Below are 17,602 nucleotides of genomic sequence, written 5' to 3'. Positions count from 1 at the left end.
AGTTCCCAACTCGCTCAGACATGACTTCATGACCAGACAGGAGAGATCGGATGTTGACCCTTACCCCCCTCAGTGGACAAGTTGCCTTCGTACAAGGTGGTTCGCGCGGCATTGGTGCCGCCATTGTAAAACGCCTCGCCCGTGACGGTGCTGCCGTTGCCTTCACCTATGTCTCCTCGGCCAGCAAGGCAGAAGAGATAGTCGCGACCATCACGGCGGCAGGCGGCAAGGCGCTGGCCATCCGTGCCGACAGTGCGGATGCCGTCTCTTTGCAGCACGCCATCCGCCAGACTGTCACCACCTTCGGTCGACTGGACATCCTGGTCAACAACGCCGGGGTATTGGTATGGGGCAGCATTGAGGAGTTGCCCCTCGACGCACTCGATCGCACTCTGGCCGTCAACATCCGCAGCGTGTTCGTGGCCTGCCAGGAGGCGGCCCATCATATGGGCAAAGGGGGGCGCATCATCAACATCGGCAGCACCAATGCAGACCGCATCCCCATGGCGGGTGGTTCCGTCTACGCCATGAGCAAATCGGCCCTGGTCGGTTTGACCAAAGGCATGGCACGGGATTTGGGCCCAAGGGGCATCACGGTGAACAACGTGCAACCAGGCCCGGTCGATACCGACATGAATCCGGCTGACGGGGAAGCGGCAGAACAGCTCAAGGGACTGATGGCACTGGCCCGTTACGGCAAGGATGAGGAGATCGCCAGCTTCGTCGCCTATCTGGCCGGGCCCGAGGCAGGCTATATCACAGGCGCCAGTCTGACCATAGACGGTGGTTTCTCCGCCTGACCCTCGGCAAGAGGTCACAAACAAAAGCCCCGGCATGAGCCGGGGCTTTTTAGTGGACTGTCTGCGCCATGCCGGCGCCAATCCTTATACCGCTTGCTGCAGGATCACCGCATCGGCCTTCTTGGTGTAAGAGGCGATCTCGTTGAAGTTGAGGTAGCGATAGGTGTCAGCCGCAGTGGCATCCAGGGTCTTGGCGTACTGCAGGTACTCCGCCACGGTCGGGATCTTGCCGATGATGGCGGCCACGGCGGCCAGCTCGGCAGAGGCCAGATAGACGTTGGCACCCTTGCCCAGACGGTTCGGGAAGTTGCGAGTGGAGGTGGAGACCACCGAGGCCCCTTCCGCCACGCGCGCCTGGTTGCCCATGCACAGGGAACAACCCGGGATCTCGATGCGGGCACCGACCCGGCCGAAGATGCCGTAGTAGCCCTCTTCGGTCAGCTGATCCTTGTCCATCTTGGTGGGCGGGGCAATCCACATGCGGGTCGGCAGCTCGCCCTGATACTTCTCGAGCAGTTTGCCGGCGGCACGGAAGTGGCCGATGTTGGTCATGCAGGAACCGAGGAACACCTCGTCGATCTTGTCGCCCGCCACGTCACTCAGCAGACGGGCATCGTCCGGATCGTTCGGCGCACACAAGATGGGCTCCTTGATGGTGGCCAGATCGATCTCGATGATCTCGGCGTACTCGGCATCCTTGTCCGCTTCCATCAGTACCGGGTTGGCCAGCCACTCTTCCATCCCCTTGATGCGACGGGTGATGGTACGCGGGTCGCCGTAGCCTTCGGACAGCATCCATTTCAGCATGACGATGTTGGACTTCAGATACTCGATGATCGGCGCCTGATCCAGCTTGATGGTGCAACCGGCGGCGGAGCGCTCTGCGCTGGCATCGGCCAGCTCGAATGCCTGCTCCACCTTCAGGGTCGGCAAGCCTTCGATCTCGAGGATGCGGCCGGAGAAGATGTTCTTCTTGCCCGCTTTCTCGACGGTCAGCAGCCCTTTCTGGATGGCGGCGTAGGGGATGGCATGGACCAGATCACGCAGGGTGATACCCGGCTGCAGCTCGCCCTTGAAGCGCACCAGCACGGATTCCGGCATGTCCAGCGGCATCACGCCGGTGGCGGCGGCGAAAGCCACCAGACCTGAACCCGCCGGGAAGGAGATGCCGATGGGGAAACGGGTGTGGGAGTCACCACCGGTACCGACGGTATCCGGCAGCAACATGCGGTTCAGCCAGGAGTGGATGACGCCGTCACCCGGACGCAGGGAGACGCCACCGCGGTTCATGATGAAGTCCGGCAGGGTGTGGTGAGTCTGCACGTCGATGGGCTTGGGATAGGCCGCGGTGTGGCAGAAGGACTGCATGGTCAGATCGGCGGAGAAGCCGAGGCAGGCCAAGTCTTTGAGCTCGTCGCGGGTCATCGGGCCCGTGGTGTCCTGGGAGCCGACCGTGGTCATCTTGGGCTCGCAGTAAGTGCCGGGGCGAATGCCCTTCACGCCGCACGCCTTGCCCACCATCTTCTGGGCCAGAGTGAAGCCTTTGCCGGTATCGGCCACCGGCTGCGGACGGCGGAACACGGTGGAGAACGGCAGCCCCATGGCTTCGCGTGCCTTGTCGGTCAGGCCACGGCCGATGATCAGCGGAATACGGCCACCGGCGCGCACCTCGTCGATCAGCACCTCTGTCTTGAGTTCAAACTGGGCCAGCACCTGGTCGGTGCCGTGCTTGCAGATCTTGCCGGCAAACGGGTAGATGTCGATCACGTCGCCCATCTCCAGCTTGGAGACATCCACTTCGATGGGCAGGGCGCCGGCATCTTCCATGGTGTTGAAGAAAATGGGTGCTATCTTGCCACCCAGGCAGACACCGCCGGCGCGCTTGTTCGGCACGTGCGGAATGTCGTCGCCCATGAACCAGAGCACAGAGTTGGTAGCGGATTTGCGGGAAGAGCCGGTACCGACCACGTCGCCCACATAGGCCAGCGGGAAACCCTTCTCTTTCAACGCATCGATGGTCTTGATGGGACCTATGGTGCCGTCATTGTCCGGGGTGATGCCGGGACGGGCGTTTTTCAGCATGGCCAGGGCATGGAGCGGAATGTCGGGACGGGACCAGGCATCCGGCGCCGGTGACAGATCATCCGTGTTGGTTTCGCCGGTCACCTTGAACACGGTGACGGTGATCTTCTCGGCCAGCTCGGGACGGGAGAGGAACCACTCGGCATCGGCCCAGGACTGCATTACCTGTTTGGCGTGGGCATTGCCCGCCTTGGCCTTCTCTTCCACGTCGTGGAAGGAGTCAAACATCAGCAGAGTATGAGAAAGACCCTTGGCGGCAAGAGGAGCCAGGGTCGCGTCATCCAGCAGGTCGATCAGCGGTTGAATGTTGTAACCACCCTGCATGGTGCCCAACAGCTCAACGGCTTGCGCGGCAGTCAGGATGGGAGAATGGGCTTCACCCTTGGCGACAGCAGTGAGGAAACCGGCTTTGACATAGGCCGCTTCATCAACACCTGGGGGTATACGGGAGGACAACAACTCTTTCAGAAAGTCTTGTTCGCCAGCGGGCGGGTTCTTGAGAAGCTCAACCAGGGCGGCGACCTGCTCTGCATCCAGAGGTTTGGCTACCACGCCCTCGGCGGCACGTTCTGCGACGTGTTTACGGTATGTTTCAAGCACGACTAATTCCTCTTTGGTCTTTTCTTGGGGTTCGCCCACGCTCGCGGCGATCGTCCTTGCGGGACACCCGTAGGGTGCCCCCCACTATATAAGTTTTAACGACTAATTAAAATCCAAACCCTGTACACATATTCACCAAAACAACATAACCACTTAAATTTACTATTGTTTTGCCAAAGGATAAAAAGCACACCAGAAATAAGTTAACAAAAAGGCATCATTTTCCCGTTATTCGAACGTGGTGCCCAATTGCAAATAGAACATGTTGTTGCCCCCCTCCGCCACGCCGTAGCCGAGGAAGATGGGGCCCAGGAAACTCTCCACCCCCACATAGACGGAGCCGGCGGTGAACGAGCTCTCCAGGCTGATGTCTTCACCCTTGTCCCATACCCCACCCTGCTCCAGAGAGCCTCCCAGGTAGAGCGGGGCTCGCAGCGCGCCAAAGTCGTTGTCCGCTACCCGGTAGATGTAGCGCAGGCCGCCAAACAGGCTGTAGCGGCCGCTGAGCTGGTAGTGCTGGAAGCCGGACATACGGAACAAGCCACCCAGATCCTGCACGAACAGCGGCACTTCCTCCTGCGAGGTGGAGCCGCCCCCCTCCAACATCAGGTTCAGGCTGTGCCTGTCCCAGGACCAGGGCTTGATCATCGCCAGGTGATAGTTGAACCCTTCGTAACGCTCATTGAGATCTTCATTGTCATCCAGCCGGACGTAGGAATAGCCGCTCTTGACGTCCCAGTAGACCCCCTCATAGGGGAAATAACGGCTGTCGAGAGTATCGTGCTCGAAGCGGACATAGGGTCCCCAGGACGAGGCATCCGTGTCCGCGCCTTTCACGTTGCGGATATCTATGCTGCCGATCTTTCCCTCCAGCCCCAGCGAGAGGCGGCTCCAGGGTTGCCGGTTCCAGCCCACAGCCAAGTCTGCACTGGTGAAGCTGTATTCGGAATCGACATAGCTCACATCATTAGTACCGTCCGGGTCTTCTGGAATGAAAAGTCGGCGCAGGGTCTTGTCGTAGGCCAGGCTCGCCTCGCCGTAGAAGGTCTGGGAGGGCTCCAATGGCGAATAGAAGTCGGTCTTGAGGTGCTTGGCCGTGCCGAGCGAGGCCTCGGTCAACCACTCGGCCCCCCAGTCATTGACGTTGGTGAGGGTGTAGGACATGCCGACGTTGTAGTTGGAGCTGCTCTCGAAATCATCGGAGAAGCCGAACTGGAAGTTGAGGTAACCCGGCCCCCAGTTTTTCTCGCTGGCATCCACCACCAGCACGTTCTCGCCCTCGCGCTCTTCCACCTCATAGGTGATGCGATCAAACGACTCCAGCGCGTAGAGACGGCGAATACCCGCCTCCAGACTCTCGTTGGTCTGGATCTTGTCCGGGCGCACCTTCAGCATGGCCTGCACCGTCTCGTCGGAGAGACGGGACTTGTTGATGATCTCCACCTTGTCGATGTAGTAGGCGGGCTGGCCGCTGCGCTCGGCACGCCGACTCAGTTTCTGATTGCGATAGGCGGTGTAGGCGGCGGGCGAGAGGGAGAGCGCATCGAGCTGTGCGGAGGCGCGGTTGGCCACCTCTTCCCCCCGCTTGATCCCTGCCGGCATCAGGGCAAAGTCGGCGATGCCCATGCCACCAAACTCAGGGGTCAGCAATATGTCTTTGGGCCCCAGCAGTGCCTTCTGCTTCTCGGTGCCGACCTGGGTCATGTAGGTGGTGAGCTGGTCGATCATGGCAAGCCCCGACTTGAGGGACTCGCGGGTGCGCAGCTTGGCGCTGATGTCCACCGCGATCACCACGTCAGCCCCCATCGCCTTGGCCACGTCCACCGGCATGTTGTTGACCGTGCCGCCGTCGGCCAGGATGTGCCCCTCCCACTCCACCGGCTTGAGGGCACCGGGAATGGACATGGAGGCTTGCATCGCCTTGGCAAGGCTGCCGCTCCCCAGCACGAAGGGGGTGACCGTCTCCATGTCGGTCGCCACGGCACGGTAGGGAATGGGCAGATCGTCGAAGCTCTTCTGCGCCGGCAGGTTGGAGGTGGCATGGCGCAGCAGGCTGGCCATGGATTGCCCCTGGAAGAAGCCATCCGGGAACTGGACCGAATCACCGTTGACGCCTATGTCGGTGCGCAGCTGGTACTTCTCGCTTTGCTGCTTTTTTCGCAGGGATAGCTCGTCACGACCTACCTTGTCCTGATAACCCTTGTTCCAGTCGATGGCGAGCGTGGTGCGCTCTACCTCCTCGGCGCTGAGCCCCATGGCGTACATGCCCGCCACGTAGGAGCCCATGCTGGTGCCCACTATGATGTCGACCGGAATGCGCTTCTCCTCCAGCACCTTGAGGATGCCGATGTGAGCCGCCCCCTTGGCGCCGCCGCCACTCAGCACCAGAGCAATCCTGGGCCGATCGGACTGAGCCGCCGCCATGAACGGCAGACAAGCCAGCAAAACCAGAAACAGATGGGTCCATCCCTGACGAAAGATGCGCATATGATTTTCCATTGAATCCAGTGCGAGCCAAGTGAGCAATGAAGCCTACTATAAGGTGCGAAAATGGAACCGCAACCGCCACGACAGCGATATGGCACACTCGCCGAGCTGCCAATGAGGCTGAGTAATCCTGCATCGCCCTGTGAGCGCAAACGCAATCTGCCAATAAAACCGGCAAGTCTCTCAAGGGCTCCCTGGCGCTGCCGCTAATATGGACTCAATCCCGTGCCCACACTCCTGAGTCACTCCTATGCTTGCAAGCCTGACACTCAAACAGAAAATTCTGGCCACCGTCACCCTGGCCGTGGTGCTCTCCTGCCTGCTGGTGGGCTATTTCAGCCAACGCGCTGCCCAGCAGCTGATCGAAACCCGCATGTTCGAGCAGGAGCTGCCCAACCTGACCCAGCGCATCGGCAAGGAGATCGAGAAGGATCTCACCTCGGTTGCGAGCGCCGCCAGGCAGCTGGCCAATGATCGCTTCGTGCTGGACTGGGTCGCCCGTGGCATGCCCAAGGAGCAGGAGTCCATCCTCGTCGATCAGCTCAAAGATATGACGGCCCAGTACGGACTGGTCACCGCCTCCTTCGCCGACCGGCAGAGTGCCGCCTACTACAACCAGGATGGCTTCCTGCGCAACCTGACCCCGGAGCAGGATGCCTGGTTTTACGGCTATACCAAGAGCCCGCAAGACCTGATGCTCAGCATCTTTCGCGAAACCAATGGCGAGGTGAAGCTGTTCGTCAACTTCCAGCAGCTCAACGGTCGCGGCCTGGCCGGCCTCGCCAAGTCCCTCGACAGCATGGTCAACATGCTCGCCAACTTCCGCATCGGTGACAGCGGCTTCGTGTTCATGACAGATGGCAGCGGCAAGGTGAAGCTGCACCCGGATGCCGCCCGCATCGATCGTGACAACCTGACCCAGCTGGCCAGCGGCAGCAGTACCAATCTGCTGAGCAAGCAAGCGTTCGCCGCCACCCATGCCGAGGTCGATGGCCAGGCCGTGGTGCTGGCCACCAGCTACATCCCCCTGCTCGACTGGTATCTGGTGGCCCAGGTGCCGGAAGCCGAGATCTATGCCGAGCTGGAGAAGGCGCGGCTGCACATACTGCTGGTGAGCCTGGCCATCGCCGCCGGCATGGGGCTGATAGGCATGTTGCTGGCGGGATCGGTCAGCCGCCCACTCAACGAACTGGCCCGCCTGTTCCGTGAACTGGGCAGTGGCGACGGGGATCTTACCCAGCGCCTCAAGGTGGAAGGTCGTGATGAACTGACCCAGGTCGCCACCGGCTTCAACAACTTCGTCGCCAAGATCCACGCCTCCATCGAGCAGGTAGCCAGCAACTCCCGCCAGCTCGCCGCCACCGCCAACGAGGTGGCCAGCAAGGCGCAGCTGACCCAGCACAACTGTACCGCCCAGCGCGACCGCACCGTGCAGGTGGCGACCGCTATCCACGAGATGGGGGCCACCGTCGGCGAGATAGCCGGCAACGCCTCGCTGGCAGCCGACGTGGCCAAACAGGCCAACGATCAGGCCGATGCCGGAGCTCTGGTGGTGGCGCAGGCGCGCCACGGCATCGTCGGTCTTTCCGGCGAAATAGAGCAGGTAGCCGGCGTCATCGAATCGCTGGCCAACCAGACCGATTCCATCGGCAGCATCCTGGAGACTATTCGCAGTATCTCGGAGCAGACCAACCTGCTGGCACTCAATGCCGCCATCGAGGCAGCCCGTGCCGGCGAACAGGGCCGCGGTTTCGCCGTGGTGGCCGATGAAGTGCGCAATCTGGCCAACCGCTCTGCCGCCTCCACCGCCGAGATCCAGGGCATGATCAACCGGTTGCAGGCGCAAAGTGCTCGCGCCGTCAGCGCCATGGCCCAGGGCCGTGACCAGAGTCTGGTGGTGGTGAGCCAGGCCGATGAAGCCAACGCGGCACTCGGCCATATTACGGCTCATATCACCCAGATCAGCGACATGAACATCCAGGTTGCCACCGCCACCGAGGAGCAATCCAGCGTGGTTGGCGAGATCAATCGCAACGTGGAGGACATCAACCAGCTCACCATGGAGACGGCCGACATAGCCCACCAGCTGACCGCATCGAGCCGCAGCCTGCAACAGCTCTCCGGCGAGCTCGACAAGCTGGTCGGCAACTTCCGGCTGTAACCGGCAGCGGCAGCCATCAACCAGGGAGCGCCATGGCGCTCCCTTTTGCTATCCACTCTGGCGCCCCGCCCTTTGCCGGGGTGCCAGCCAATTCATATCTATACTGGCAACAACCCACCTGGACCACATCATGGCCAACCATGAAGGAGCACACCCTTGCTAGAAGGTAAACTGACGCTCAAATTGCAGCTGATCCTGGCTGTCACCGTGCCCTGCCTCGCCCTGTTGCTCGTGGGTGGTGCCAGCCTCAGGAGCATGGGCTCCATCCAGCAACAATCTACCGAGCTCTACCAGAACACGGCCACCCCCATGCGCGCCATGGCGGAAGTCGTGTCGCGCATCCCCCGCATGCGGGTCGGCATCGACATGATGCTGTTGCAGGATACCTCTCTCAAGGACGCGAAGGGGGTGCTCACCCGGGTCAAGGAGAGCCGTGAAGAGGACATACCCGAGATGCGCCAGGCCATGCAGCAGGCGGTCAGTGCCCAGACTGACCCCGCTGCCAGAGCCAATGCCCAGCAACTGCTGAGCCAGTTCGAGGGCATGGCAAGTAACGAGCTGGCTCCCATGTTGCAAGCACTGGAACAAGGCGACATGGAAGCGGCCAGAACCCTCTATCGGGATCGCTACACGGTCACCTATGGCGCCATGCGCAAGGATGCCAACGCCCTGCTCGACGGTTTGATCCAGCAAGCGCAACAGCGTCATCAACTCAGTGAACAGAGCTATGCCAGCGGTCGCATACAGATGATCACCATCATCACGGCCGCCATCCTCATCTCCTTGCTGGTCTCGGTGCTTATCCTGATGAACCTAAAGCGCCGGGTGGGCTTCCTGCAGCAATACATTGGCTATGCTGCCGAGCATCTGGCGCTGGACTCCCGCGCCCAGCTCAGCGGCAACGACGAACTGGCCGAGATCACGGAGAGCTTCAATCACTTCGTCAGCAAGATCCACAGCGCCATCGAGCAGGTGGCCCGCAACTCCCACCAACTGGCCGCCACCGCCGACGAGGTCGCCAGCAAGGCCCAGCTGACCCAGCAAAACTGCACCGCCCAGCGCGACCGCACTGTGCAGGTGGCCACCGCCATCCATGAGATGGGCGCAACGGTGAGCGAAATTGCCGGCAATGCCTCACTGGCTGCGGAAGTAGCCAGGCAGGCCAACGACCAGGCGGATGCGGGCGCGGGCGTGGTGGCCCAGGCGCGCCACGGCATCGTCGGTCTCTCCGACGAGATCGCACAGGTGGCCGGGGTGATTGAGTCGCTGGCTACCCAGACCGACTCCATCGGCAGCATTCTGGAGACCATCCGCAGCATTTCGGAGCAGACCAACCTGCTGGCGCTCAATGCCGCCATCGAGGCAGCCCGTGCCGGCGAACAGGGCCGCGGCTTCGCCGTGGTGGCCGACGAGGTGCGCAACCTGGCCAACCGCTCCGCCGCCTCCACCGCAGAGATCCAGGGCATGATCCATCGGCTGCAGGAGCAGAGCGCCCGCGCCGTCAGCGCCATGACCCAGGGCCGCAGCCAGAGTCTGGCGGTGGTGACCCAGGCCGATGAGGCCAACGGGGCGCTCGGCCAGATCACCGCCTACATCACCCAGATCAACGACATGAACATCCAGGTCGCCACCGCCACCGAAGAGCAGTCCAGCGTGGTGGGTGAGCTCAACCGCAATGTGGAGGACATCAACCAGCTCACCATGGAGACAGCCGACATAGCCCACCAGCTGACCGACGCCAGCCGCGGCCTGCAACAGCTCTCCGGCGAGCTCGACAAGCTGGTCGGCCATTTCCGTCTGTAACCCAGCCCCTTCTACCCCCGATCAGGGAGCGCTGCGGCGCGCCCTGTCATATCAGCGGCAAACCATGACGCAAACTCGCAAACTCGCCTCCGCCCCTGTCTGGAAATGCCTCATAATCAGGGAAATAACAGGAGGTATTATGGGCAAGCTGGTTGTGACTATGTTGCTGGGAAGTCTGCTCTGCGCCTGTAGCAGCGGGCCTGTGCGAGTGCACGGTGCCGATGTCAGCGTGGACGATACCCGGATCCGGGTCAGTGATGGCAGCAATGGGGGCTATGGAACCTTCTGCCCTCCTGGGCAGGCCAAAAAAGGGCGCTGCTGAACAAGATGACCAGCTGACTACAGACCATAAAAAAGCCGCTCCTGAGAGCGGCTTTTTCAATGTCGGCTGCGAGAAGAGGCTTATTTCTTCTTCTTGGCCTTGGCGTTCGGCAGGTCGGTGATGGAGCCTTCGAACACTTCGGCGGCCAGACCCACGGACTCGTGCAGAGTCGGGTGAGCGTGGATGGTCAGCGCGATATCTTCGGCGTCGGCACCCATTTCGATGGCCAGACCGATTTCACCCAGCAGTTCACCACCGTTGGTACCGACGATGGCACCCCCGATGACGCGACCGCTCTCCTTGTCGAAGATCAGCTTGGTCATGCCGTCGGAACAATCGGAGGCGATGGCACGGCCGGAAGCCGCCCACGGGAAGGTGGCAACTTCGAAGTTCAGCCCTTGTTGCTTGGCTTCCTTCTCGGTCAGGCCAACCCAGGCCATCTCCGGCTCGGTATAGGCGATGGACGGGATTACTTTCGGGTCGAAGTAGTGCTTCTTGCCGGCGATCACTTCGGCAGCCACGTGGCCTTCGTGGACACCCTTGTGGGCCAGCATGGGCTGACCTACGATGTCACCGATGGCGTGGATGTGAGCCACATTGGTACGCAGCTGCTTGTCCACCTCGATGAAACCGCGCTCGGTCACGGCAACGCCGGCCTTCTCGGCATCCATCAGCTTGCCATTCGGCACACGACCTACCGCCACCAGTACGTTGTCGTAACGTACCGGCTCGGCCGGGGCGTGCTTGCCTTCGTAGGAGACGTACAGGCCGTCTGCACGGGCTTCAACTGCGGTGACCTTGGTCTCCAGCATGATGTTGAATTTCTTGGCAACGCGCTTGGTGTAGATCTTGACGATGTCTTTGTCGGCAGCCGGTACCAGCTGGTCGGCAAATTCCACCACGTCGATCTCGGAACCCAGGGAGGAGTACACGGTACCCATCTCCAGACCTATGATGCCACCACCGATCACCAGCAGCTTGCCCGGTACGGAAGTCAGTTCCAGCGCATCGGTTGAATCCCATACGCGCGGGTCATCATGGGGGATGAACGGCAGCTTCACCGGACGGGAGCCAGCCGCGATGATGGCGTTGTCGAAGGTCACTGTGGTCTTGCCGTCTTCCCCGGTCACTTCGAGCGTGTTCGGGCCGGTAAATTTACCAAAGCCGTTAACAACCTGAACTTTACGCATCTTGGCCATGCCGGCCAGACCGCCGGTCAGCTGGTTGATGACCTTCTCTTTCCACAGGCGCACCTTGTCGATGTCGGTCTGCGGGGCACCAAAGATGATGCCGTGTTCGGATAGCGCCTTGGCTTCTTCAATGACTTTGGCGACGTGCAGCAGTGCCTTGGACGGGATACAACCCACGTTCAGGCAGACGCCACCCAGGGTGGAGTAACGCTCGACGATAACGGTATCCAGACCCAGGTCAGCGGCACGGAAAGCAGCGGAATAACCGGCAGGTCCAGCACCCAGTACTACGACCTGAGTTTTGATTTCTTTACTCATCATGACCTCTTTGTCGTTCTTATGTATCCCCGGACGGCGCAGTCTTATGCCAACTCAATGCCAAACAAGGCGGCTGCAACCGTGAAAAAACGGGGCAAGTTTACAATCCTGTTAATGAAATGAGAAGTAAAAAGGGCAGGCTCTGGGCCCGCCCTCTCACTTACAGGACCAGTCGACGAATGTCGGACAGCACACCACTCATGGTGGTGATGAAGCGAGCGCCATCGGCACCATCAATGACACGGTGGTCATAGCTCAGGGCCAGCGGCAGCATCAGGCGCGGCACGAACTCCTTGCCATTCCACTTCGGCTTCATCTCGGACTTGGATACGCCCAGGATGGCCACTTCCGGCGCGTTGACGATCGGGGTAAAGCTGGTACCACCGATGCCACCCAGGCTGGAGATGGTGAAGCAACCGCCCTGCATGTCGGCAGCGGTCAGCTTGCCGGCACGGGCCTTCTTGGAGATCTCGGCCAGATCGCGAGACAGCTCGTAGATGCCCTTCTTGTTGACGTCACGCACCACCGGCACTACCAGGCCCCCCGGGGTGTCTACCGCCACACCGATATGGATGTACTTCTTCATGATCAGCTTGCTGCCGTCTTCGGACAGGGCGCTGCAGAAGCGTGGGTGGGCTTCCAGGGCCTTGGCGGCGGCTTTCAGGATGAACACCAGCGGGGTGATCTTCACATCCAGCTTCTGCTTCTCGGCCAGCAGGTTCTGCTCTTTGCGGAACGCTTCCAGATCCGTGGTATCGGCTTCGTCGAACTGGGTGACGTGCGGGATCATGGCCCAGTTGCGATGCAGGGCAGGACCGGAGATCTTCTGGATCCGGGTCAGTTCCAGCTCTTCGACCGGGCCAAACTTGCTGAAGTCAACCTTGGGCCACGGCAGGACGCTCATGCCGTTGCCAGTGCCGGCTGCCGGGGCGGACTCGGCGCGCTTGACCGCATCCTTCACATAGGCCTGTACGTCTTCTTTGACGATGCGACCCTTGCGACCTGAGGCTTTCACCTTGGCCAGGTTGATACCAAACTCACGGGCCAGGCGACGTACGGCCGGGGCGGCGTGCACGTAGGCGTCGTTGGCAACGAAGTCGGAGGAGGCAGCAGCCTGGGCAACCGGAGCCGGAGCCGCGGCAACAGGTGCAGCAGCGACCGGGGCGGCGGCCTGAGCAACCGGAGCGGCAGCGGCCGGAGCGGCGCCAGCCACTTCGAATACCATGATCAGGGAACCGGTGGAGACCTTGTCACCCGCCTTCACCTTGATCTCTTTGACGATGCCGGCGAACGGTGCAGGCACTTCCATGGAGGCCTTGTCGCCTTCCACCGCGATCAGGGACTGGTCGGCGTCGACCTTGTCACCCACGGCGACCATGATCTCGGTCACTTCGACTTCGTCACCGCCGATGTCGGGTACATTGACCTCTTTGGCAGCGGCGGCCACCGGGGCAGCAGCCACGGGAGCGGCAGCCTGAACCGGCGCGGCAACGGCGGCAGGAGCGGCACCGGCCACTTCAAATACCATCACCAGAGAACCGGTGGCAACCTTGGCACCGGCGGCAACCTTGATCTCGACCACGCGGCCCGCGAACGGCGCCGGTACTTCCATGGAGGCCTTGTCACCTTCCACCGCAATGATGGACTGATCAGCTTCAACCATGTCGCCCACGGCAACCATGATCTCGGTCACGTCCACTTCGTCGTCACCTATGTCAGGGACATGGACGTCTTTGCGAGCGGCGGCCACAGGGGCGGCGGGAGCAGCGGCAACCGGGGCGGCAGCCTGAACCGGCGCCGGCGCGGCAGCGCCTTCCGCTTCGAAGATCATGATCTGGGAACCGGTGGCAACCTTGTCGCCCACCTTGATCAGGATCTCTTTGACGATACCGGCAGCCGGTGCCGGGACTTCCATGGAGGCTTTGTCACCTTCCACGGCGATCAGGGACTGGTCGAGCTCGACCTTGTCACCCACGGCCACCATGATCTCGGTGACTTCAACTTCATCGGCGCCGATATCCGGAACCATAATCTGTTTGGACATAGTGCTTTATCCTCTTACGCGTCTGTCGCGTTAACCTTTGCAAGGCAGTGCCGGGCAATGTGTCCCGGCACTGCACTCGATCCTCTTACGCGTACAGCGGGTTAACCTTGTCGGCATCGATGCCGTACTTGGTGATGGCATCGGCCACAACTTGCTTGTCGATCTCGCCGCGCTTGGCCAGTTCGGTCAGGGCAGCAACCACCACGTAGAATTCGTTCACTTCGAAGTGACGACGCAGGTTGGCACGGCTGTCGGAACGGCCGTAACCGTCGGTACCCAGCACGCGGTAGTTCTCGGTCGGTACGAAGGCACGCACCTGATCGGCGAAGGACTTCATGTAGTCGGTCGCGGCTATGGTGGCGTCGGAACCCAGTACGGTGGCGATGTAAGGCACGCGAGCCTCAGCAGTCGGGTGCAGCATGTTCCAGCGATCCACGTCCTGACCATCACGGGCCAGCTCGTTGAAGGAGGTGACGCTGAACACGTCGGAACCCACACCGTATTCGCTGGCCAGGATCTGGGCGGCGGTGCGCACATGACCCAGGATGGAACCACAGCCCAGCAGCTGTACCTTGGCCTTGTTACCGGCCACGGTTTCCAGCTTGTAGATACCCTTGCGGATACCCTCTTCAGCGCCTTGTGGCATGGCTGGCATCGCGTAGTTTTCGTTCAGGGTAGTGATGTAGTAGAAGACGTTCTCCGGCTTCTCACCGTACATGCGACGCAGACCGTCCTGGACGATCACTGCCACTTCATAGGCGTAGGACGGGTCATAGGAGACACAGTTCGGGATGGTGTTCGCCAGGATATGGCTGTGACCATCTTCGTGCTGCAGACCTTCGCCGTTGAGGGTGGTACGACCCGAGGTCGCACCCAGCAGGAAGCCACGGGCTTGCTGGTCACCGGCGGCCCACGCCATGTCGCCGACGCGCTGGAAGCCGAACATGGAGTAGTAGATGTAGAACGGGATCATCGGGCAGTCGTTGGTGCTGTAAGAGGTCGCAGCAGCCAGCCAGGAGGACATGGCGCCCAGCTCGTTGATACCGTCTTGCAGAACCTGACCCTGCTTGTCTTCCTTGTAGTAGGAGACGATGTCGCGGTCTTGCGGGGTGTACTGCTGACCGTGCGGGCTGTAGATGCCGATCTGGCGGAACAGGCCTTCCATACCGAAGGTACGGGCTTCGTCAGCCAGGATCGGGACTATGCGCTTGCCGATGGACTTGTCTTTCAGCAGCACATTCAGGGAACGCACGAACGCCATTGTGGTGGAGATCTCGCGAGCCTGCTCGCCCAGCAGGGGACCAAAGGTCTCCAGCGCCGGGATTTCCAGCTGAGTGGTGGTCTCACGCAGACGGGTCGGTACATAGCCCTTCAGCGCGGCACGGCGGGCGTGCAGGTACTTGTGCTCTTCGGTACCTTCTTCAATCTTCAGGTACGGCAGCGCTTCCAGCTGCTCGTCGGTGACCGGCAGGTTGAAACGATCGCGCAGGTGACGCACGGAGCCCAGATCCATCTTCTTGACCTGGTGAGCGATGTTCTTGCCTTCGGCCGCTTCGCCCATGCCGTAACCCTTGATGGTCTTGGCCAGGATGACAGTCGGCTTGCCCTTGGTTGCTGCGGCCTTGGAGAAAGCGGCGAACAGTTTACGGGGGTCGTGACCACCGCGATTCAGGGCGAAGATCTCCTCGTCGGTCATGTCTTTGACCAGCGCGGCGGTTTCCGGGTAACGGTTGAAGAAGTGCTCACGCACGTAGCCGCCATCGCGGGACTTCATGGTCTGATAGTCGCCGTCCACGGTTTCGTTCATCAGCTGGATCAGCTTGCCGGACGTGTCTTTCTTCAGCAGCTCATCCCACTTGCGACCCCAGATAACCTTGGTGACATCCCAGCCGGCACCTGCGAACAGGCCTTCCAGCTCGTTGATGACCTTGCCGTTACCCACGACCGGACCGTCCAGACGCTGCAGGTTGCAGTTGACCACGAACACCAGGTTGTCGAGCTTTTCACGCACGGCAACGGTCAGGGCGCCCTTGGCTTCCGGCTCGTCCATCTCGCCGTCACCCAGGAAGGCGTAAACGGTCTGCTCGGAGCAATCCTTGATGCCACGGTCGGTCAGGTACTTCAGGAAGCGAGCCTGATAGATGGCGGCGATGGGGCCCAGACCCATGGAGACGGTCGGGAACTGCCAGAAGTCCGGCATCAGTTTCGGGTGCGGATAGGAAGGGATACCCTTGCCGTCCACTTCCTGACGGAAGTTGTCCAGCTGATCTGCGGTCAGACGACCTTCAGCGAACGCACGGGCATAGATGCCCGGAGAGATGTGACCCTGGAAGTAGACCAGATCACCACCGTCCTTCTCGCTGCGAGCGCGGAAGAAGTGGTTGTAGCAGACTTCGTAGATGGTCGCGGAAGAAGCGAAGGAAGACATGTGACCGCCGAGGTCCAGGTCTTTCTTGGAGGCGCGCAGCACTATCATCATGGCGTTCCAGCGGATGATGGCGCGGATGCGACGTTCCATCTCCAGATCGCCCGGGTAAGCCGGTTCGTCACTGGACGGGATGGTATTGATGTAGTCGCGATTCGCCTTGGCAGCCACGTCCACGCCGCTTACGCGGGCTTTTTCGGCAAGCTGTTCAAGAATGAACTGAGCGCGTTGTGGACCCTCTTCACGCAGCAGGGATTCCAGAGAGGCAAGCCACTCCAGCGTTTCTATCGGGTCCACATCGTTCTTCAGGATATCAGACATGGCTGGTTCCTATTGTTATTGCACGGCGGTTAAGATGCGCAAGAATTCGACAATAAAGCCTTGTGGGATTAGTTTTCCTGCTGACGGATCCGACGCATGGATCGCTGGATCCGGCTGTCTTCCCTCTGCATATCCAACAAGGTGTCCTCGATAAAGGCCAGGTGCTCATGACAAGCAGCCCTGGCCCGCTCCGGAGCCCCCGACAGGATAGCCTCGATCAGATGCGCGCGATGGCGACGGATCTTGGCGACCACTCCCGGACGGCGATTCAAAATTTCGTTATTGCGTAAAATGTTCTGCTCGAGCATGGGGCCCATGGCCCGCAGCAGGTGCAGCAGCACCACGTTGTGGGACGCCTCGGCCACCGCCAGATAGAACTGGGTCACGGCGGCGGATTCGCTGACCAGCGAACCTTGCTGGCCGGCCTCCTCGATGGCGGACTGCGCCTGACGAATACGCTCGGCATCGGCTTCCGTCCCCCGCAACGCAGCATAGTAGGCACATATGCCTTCCAGCGCGTGACGAAACTCCAGCAGGTCATACTGGGCTTCGGGGTGGGTGCTGAGCAGCTCGAACAGGGGATCTGCGATCCCCTTGCTCAAGGCATTTTGTACATAAGTGCCACCGCCCTGACGGCGATACAAGAGTCCTCTGGCTTCCAGGCGCTGGATGGCTTCGCGCAGGGAGGGGCGCGATACCTGAAACTGGATGGCGAGTTCCCGCTCGGGCGGCAACTTCTGGCCCGGTTGCAAACTGCCTTCCAGAATCATGCTTTCCAGCTCGGCGACGATGGCGTCAGCCAGCTTGGGTTGAGTTATCTTGAGATAGGGCATGAGGCTACTTTGTTAAATTGGTATTACCAATTTCATGAATGGGGCGAAAATTAGCAGAGGACTTGGGAAAAGTCCACCCAAAATATGATCTGAATCAAGGTTCAACCTTGCCACTTAAGGGGTAAAGAGAGGGATTTATGATTTAGCTCATAGAAAATGGTCTGACCAATATTTTTGAGATGGCTCACAGGCAACATTTGATCAACAGCAGGAAAA

General features: G+C 60.7%; 10 protein-coding genes. 4 read left to right on the top strand and 6 right to left on the bottom strand.

The genetic code is table 11. The annotated features are described in order from the left end of the window. Window positions 1–50 precede the first annotated feature (50 nt). Window positions 51–800: a 3-oxoacyl-ACP reductase family protein gene (locus ACW5XD_RS11145; RefSeq protein ID WP_456494940.1), complete on the top strand. Its 750-nt coding sequence runs from the start codon at window positions 51–53 to the stop codon at window positions 798–800. Between the two features lie 84 nt (window positions 801–884). Here ACW5XD_RS11145 and acnB read toward each other — a convergent pair whose 3' ends face one another. Then, window positions 885–3,482 carry a bifunctional aconitate hydratase 2/2-methylisocitrate dehydratase gene (acnB, locus tag ACW5XD_RS11140; protein ID WP_456494939.1) on the bottom strand — a complete coding sequence of 866 codons (2,598 nt, stop codon included), beginning with the start codon at window positions 3,480–3,482 and terminating at the stop codon, window positions 885–887. A 228-nt stretch (window positions 3,483–3,710) separates the two neighbouring features. Then, window positions 3,711–5,969: a patatin-like phospholipase family protein gene (locus ACW5XD_RS11135; protein WP_456494938.1), complete on the bottom strand. Its 2,259-nt coding sequence runs from the start codon at window positions 5,967–5,969 to the stop codon at window positions 3,711–3,713. A gap of 250 nt (window positions 5,970–6,219) precedes the next feature. Between ACW5XD_RS11135 and ACW5XD_RS11130 the strand changes: the two genes are divergently transcribed. The 3 genes from ACW5XD_RS11130 to ACW5XD_RS11120 all read left to right on the top strand — a co-directional run bounded on the left by ACW5XD_RS11130 (window position 6,220) and on the right by ACW5XD_RS11120 (window position 10,255). Further along, on the top strand, window positions 6,220–8,130 hold the full coding sequence (locus ACW5XD_RS11130) for a methyl-accepting chemotaxis protein (RefSeq protein ID WP_456494937.1): 1,911 nt from the start codon (window positions 6,220–6,222) through the stop codon (window positions 8,128–8,130). A 156-nt stretch (window positions 8,131–8,286) separates the two neighbouring features. After that, a complete protein-coding gene (locus tag ACW5XD_RS11125) occupies window positions 8,287–9,933 on the top strand; it encodes a methyl-accepting chemotaxis protein (protein ID WP_456494936.1) in 1,647 nt (548 codons plus the stop codon). A 139-nt stretch (window positions 9,934–10,072) separates the two neighbouring features. Beyond that, on the top strand, window positions 10,073–10,255 hold the full coding sequence (locus ACW5XD_RS11120) for a hypothetical protein (protein WP_219597954.1): 183 nt from the start codon (window positions 10,073–10,075) through the stop codon (window positions 10,253–10,255). An 80-nt stretch (window positions 10,256–10,335) separates the two neighbouring features. Here ACW5XD_RS11120 and lpdA read toward each other — a convergent pair whose 3' ends face one another. The 4 genes from lpdA to pdhR all read right to left on the bottom strand — a co-directional run bounded on the left by lpdA (window position 10,336) and on the right by pdhR (window position 17,386). After that, complete coding sequence (lpdA, locus tag ACW5XD_RS11115; RefSeq protein WP_456494935.1) at window positions 10,336–11,763, bottom strand: dihydrolipoyl dehydrogenase; 1,428 nt, start codon at window positions 11,761–11,763, stop codon at window positions 10,336–10,338. Window positions 11,764–11,923: 160 nt separating this feature from the next. Further along, window positions 11,924–13,807: a pyruvate dehydrogenase complex dihydrolipoyllysine-residue acetyltransferase gene (gene aceF / locus ACW5XD_RS11110; RefSeq protein ID WP_456494934.1), complete on the bottom strand. Its 1,884-nt coding sequence runs from the start codon at window positions 13,805–13,807 to the stop codon at window positions 11,924–11,926. Between the two features lie 85 nt (window positions 13,808–13,892). After that, window positions 13,893–16,553, bottom strand: a complete 2,661-nt coding sequence (gene aceE / locus ACW5XD_RS11105) for a pyruvate dehydrogenase (acetyl-transferring), homodimeric type (protein ID WP_042868032.1) — start codon at window positions 16,551–16,553, stop codon at window positions 13,893–13,895. Window positions 16,554–16,621: 68 nt separating this feature from the next. Continuing rightward, window positions 16,622–17,386: a pyruvate dehydrogenase complex transcriptional repressor PdhR gene (pdhR, locus tag ACW5XD_RS11100; RefSeq protein WP_456494933.1), complete on the bottom strand. Its 765-nt coding sequence runs from the start codon at window positions 17,384–17,386 to the stop codon at window positions 16,622–16,624. Window positions 17,387–17,602 lie beyond the last annotated feature (216 nt).

Source organism: Aeromonas enterica (genome assembly GCF_054052465.1).
This window is presented reverse-complemented; position numbering and strand designations above follow the sequence as displayed.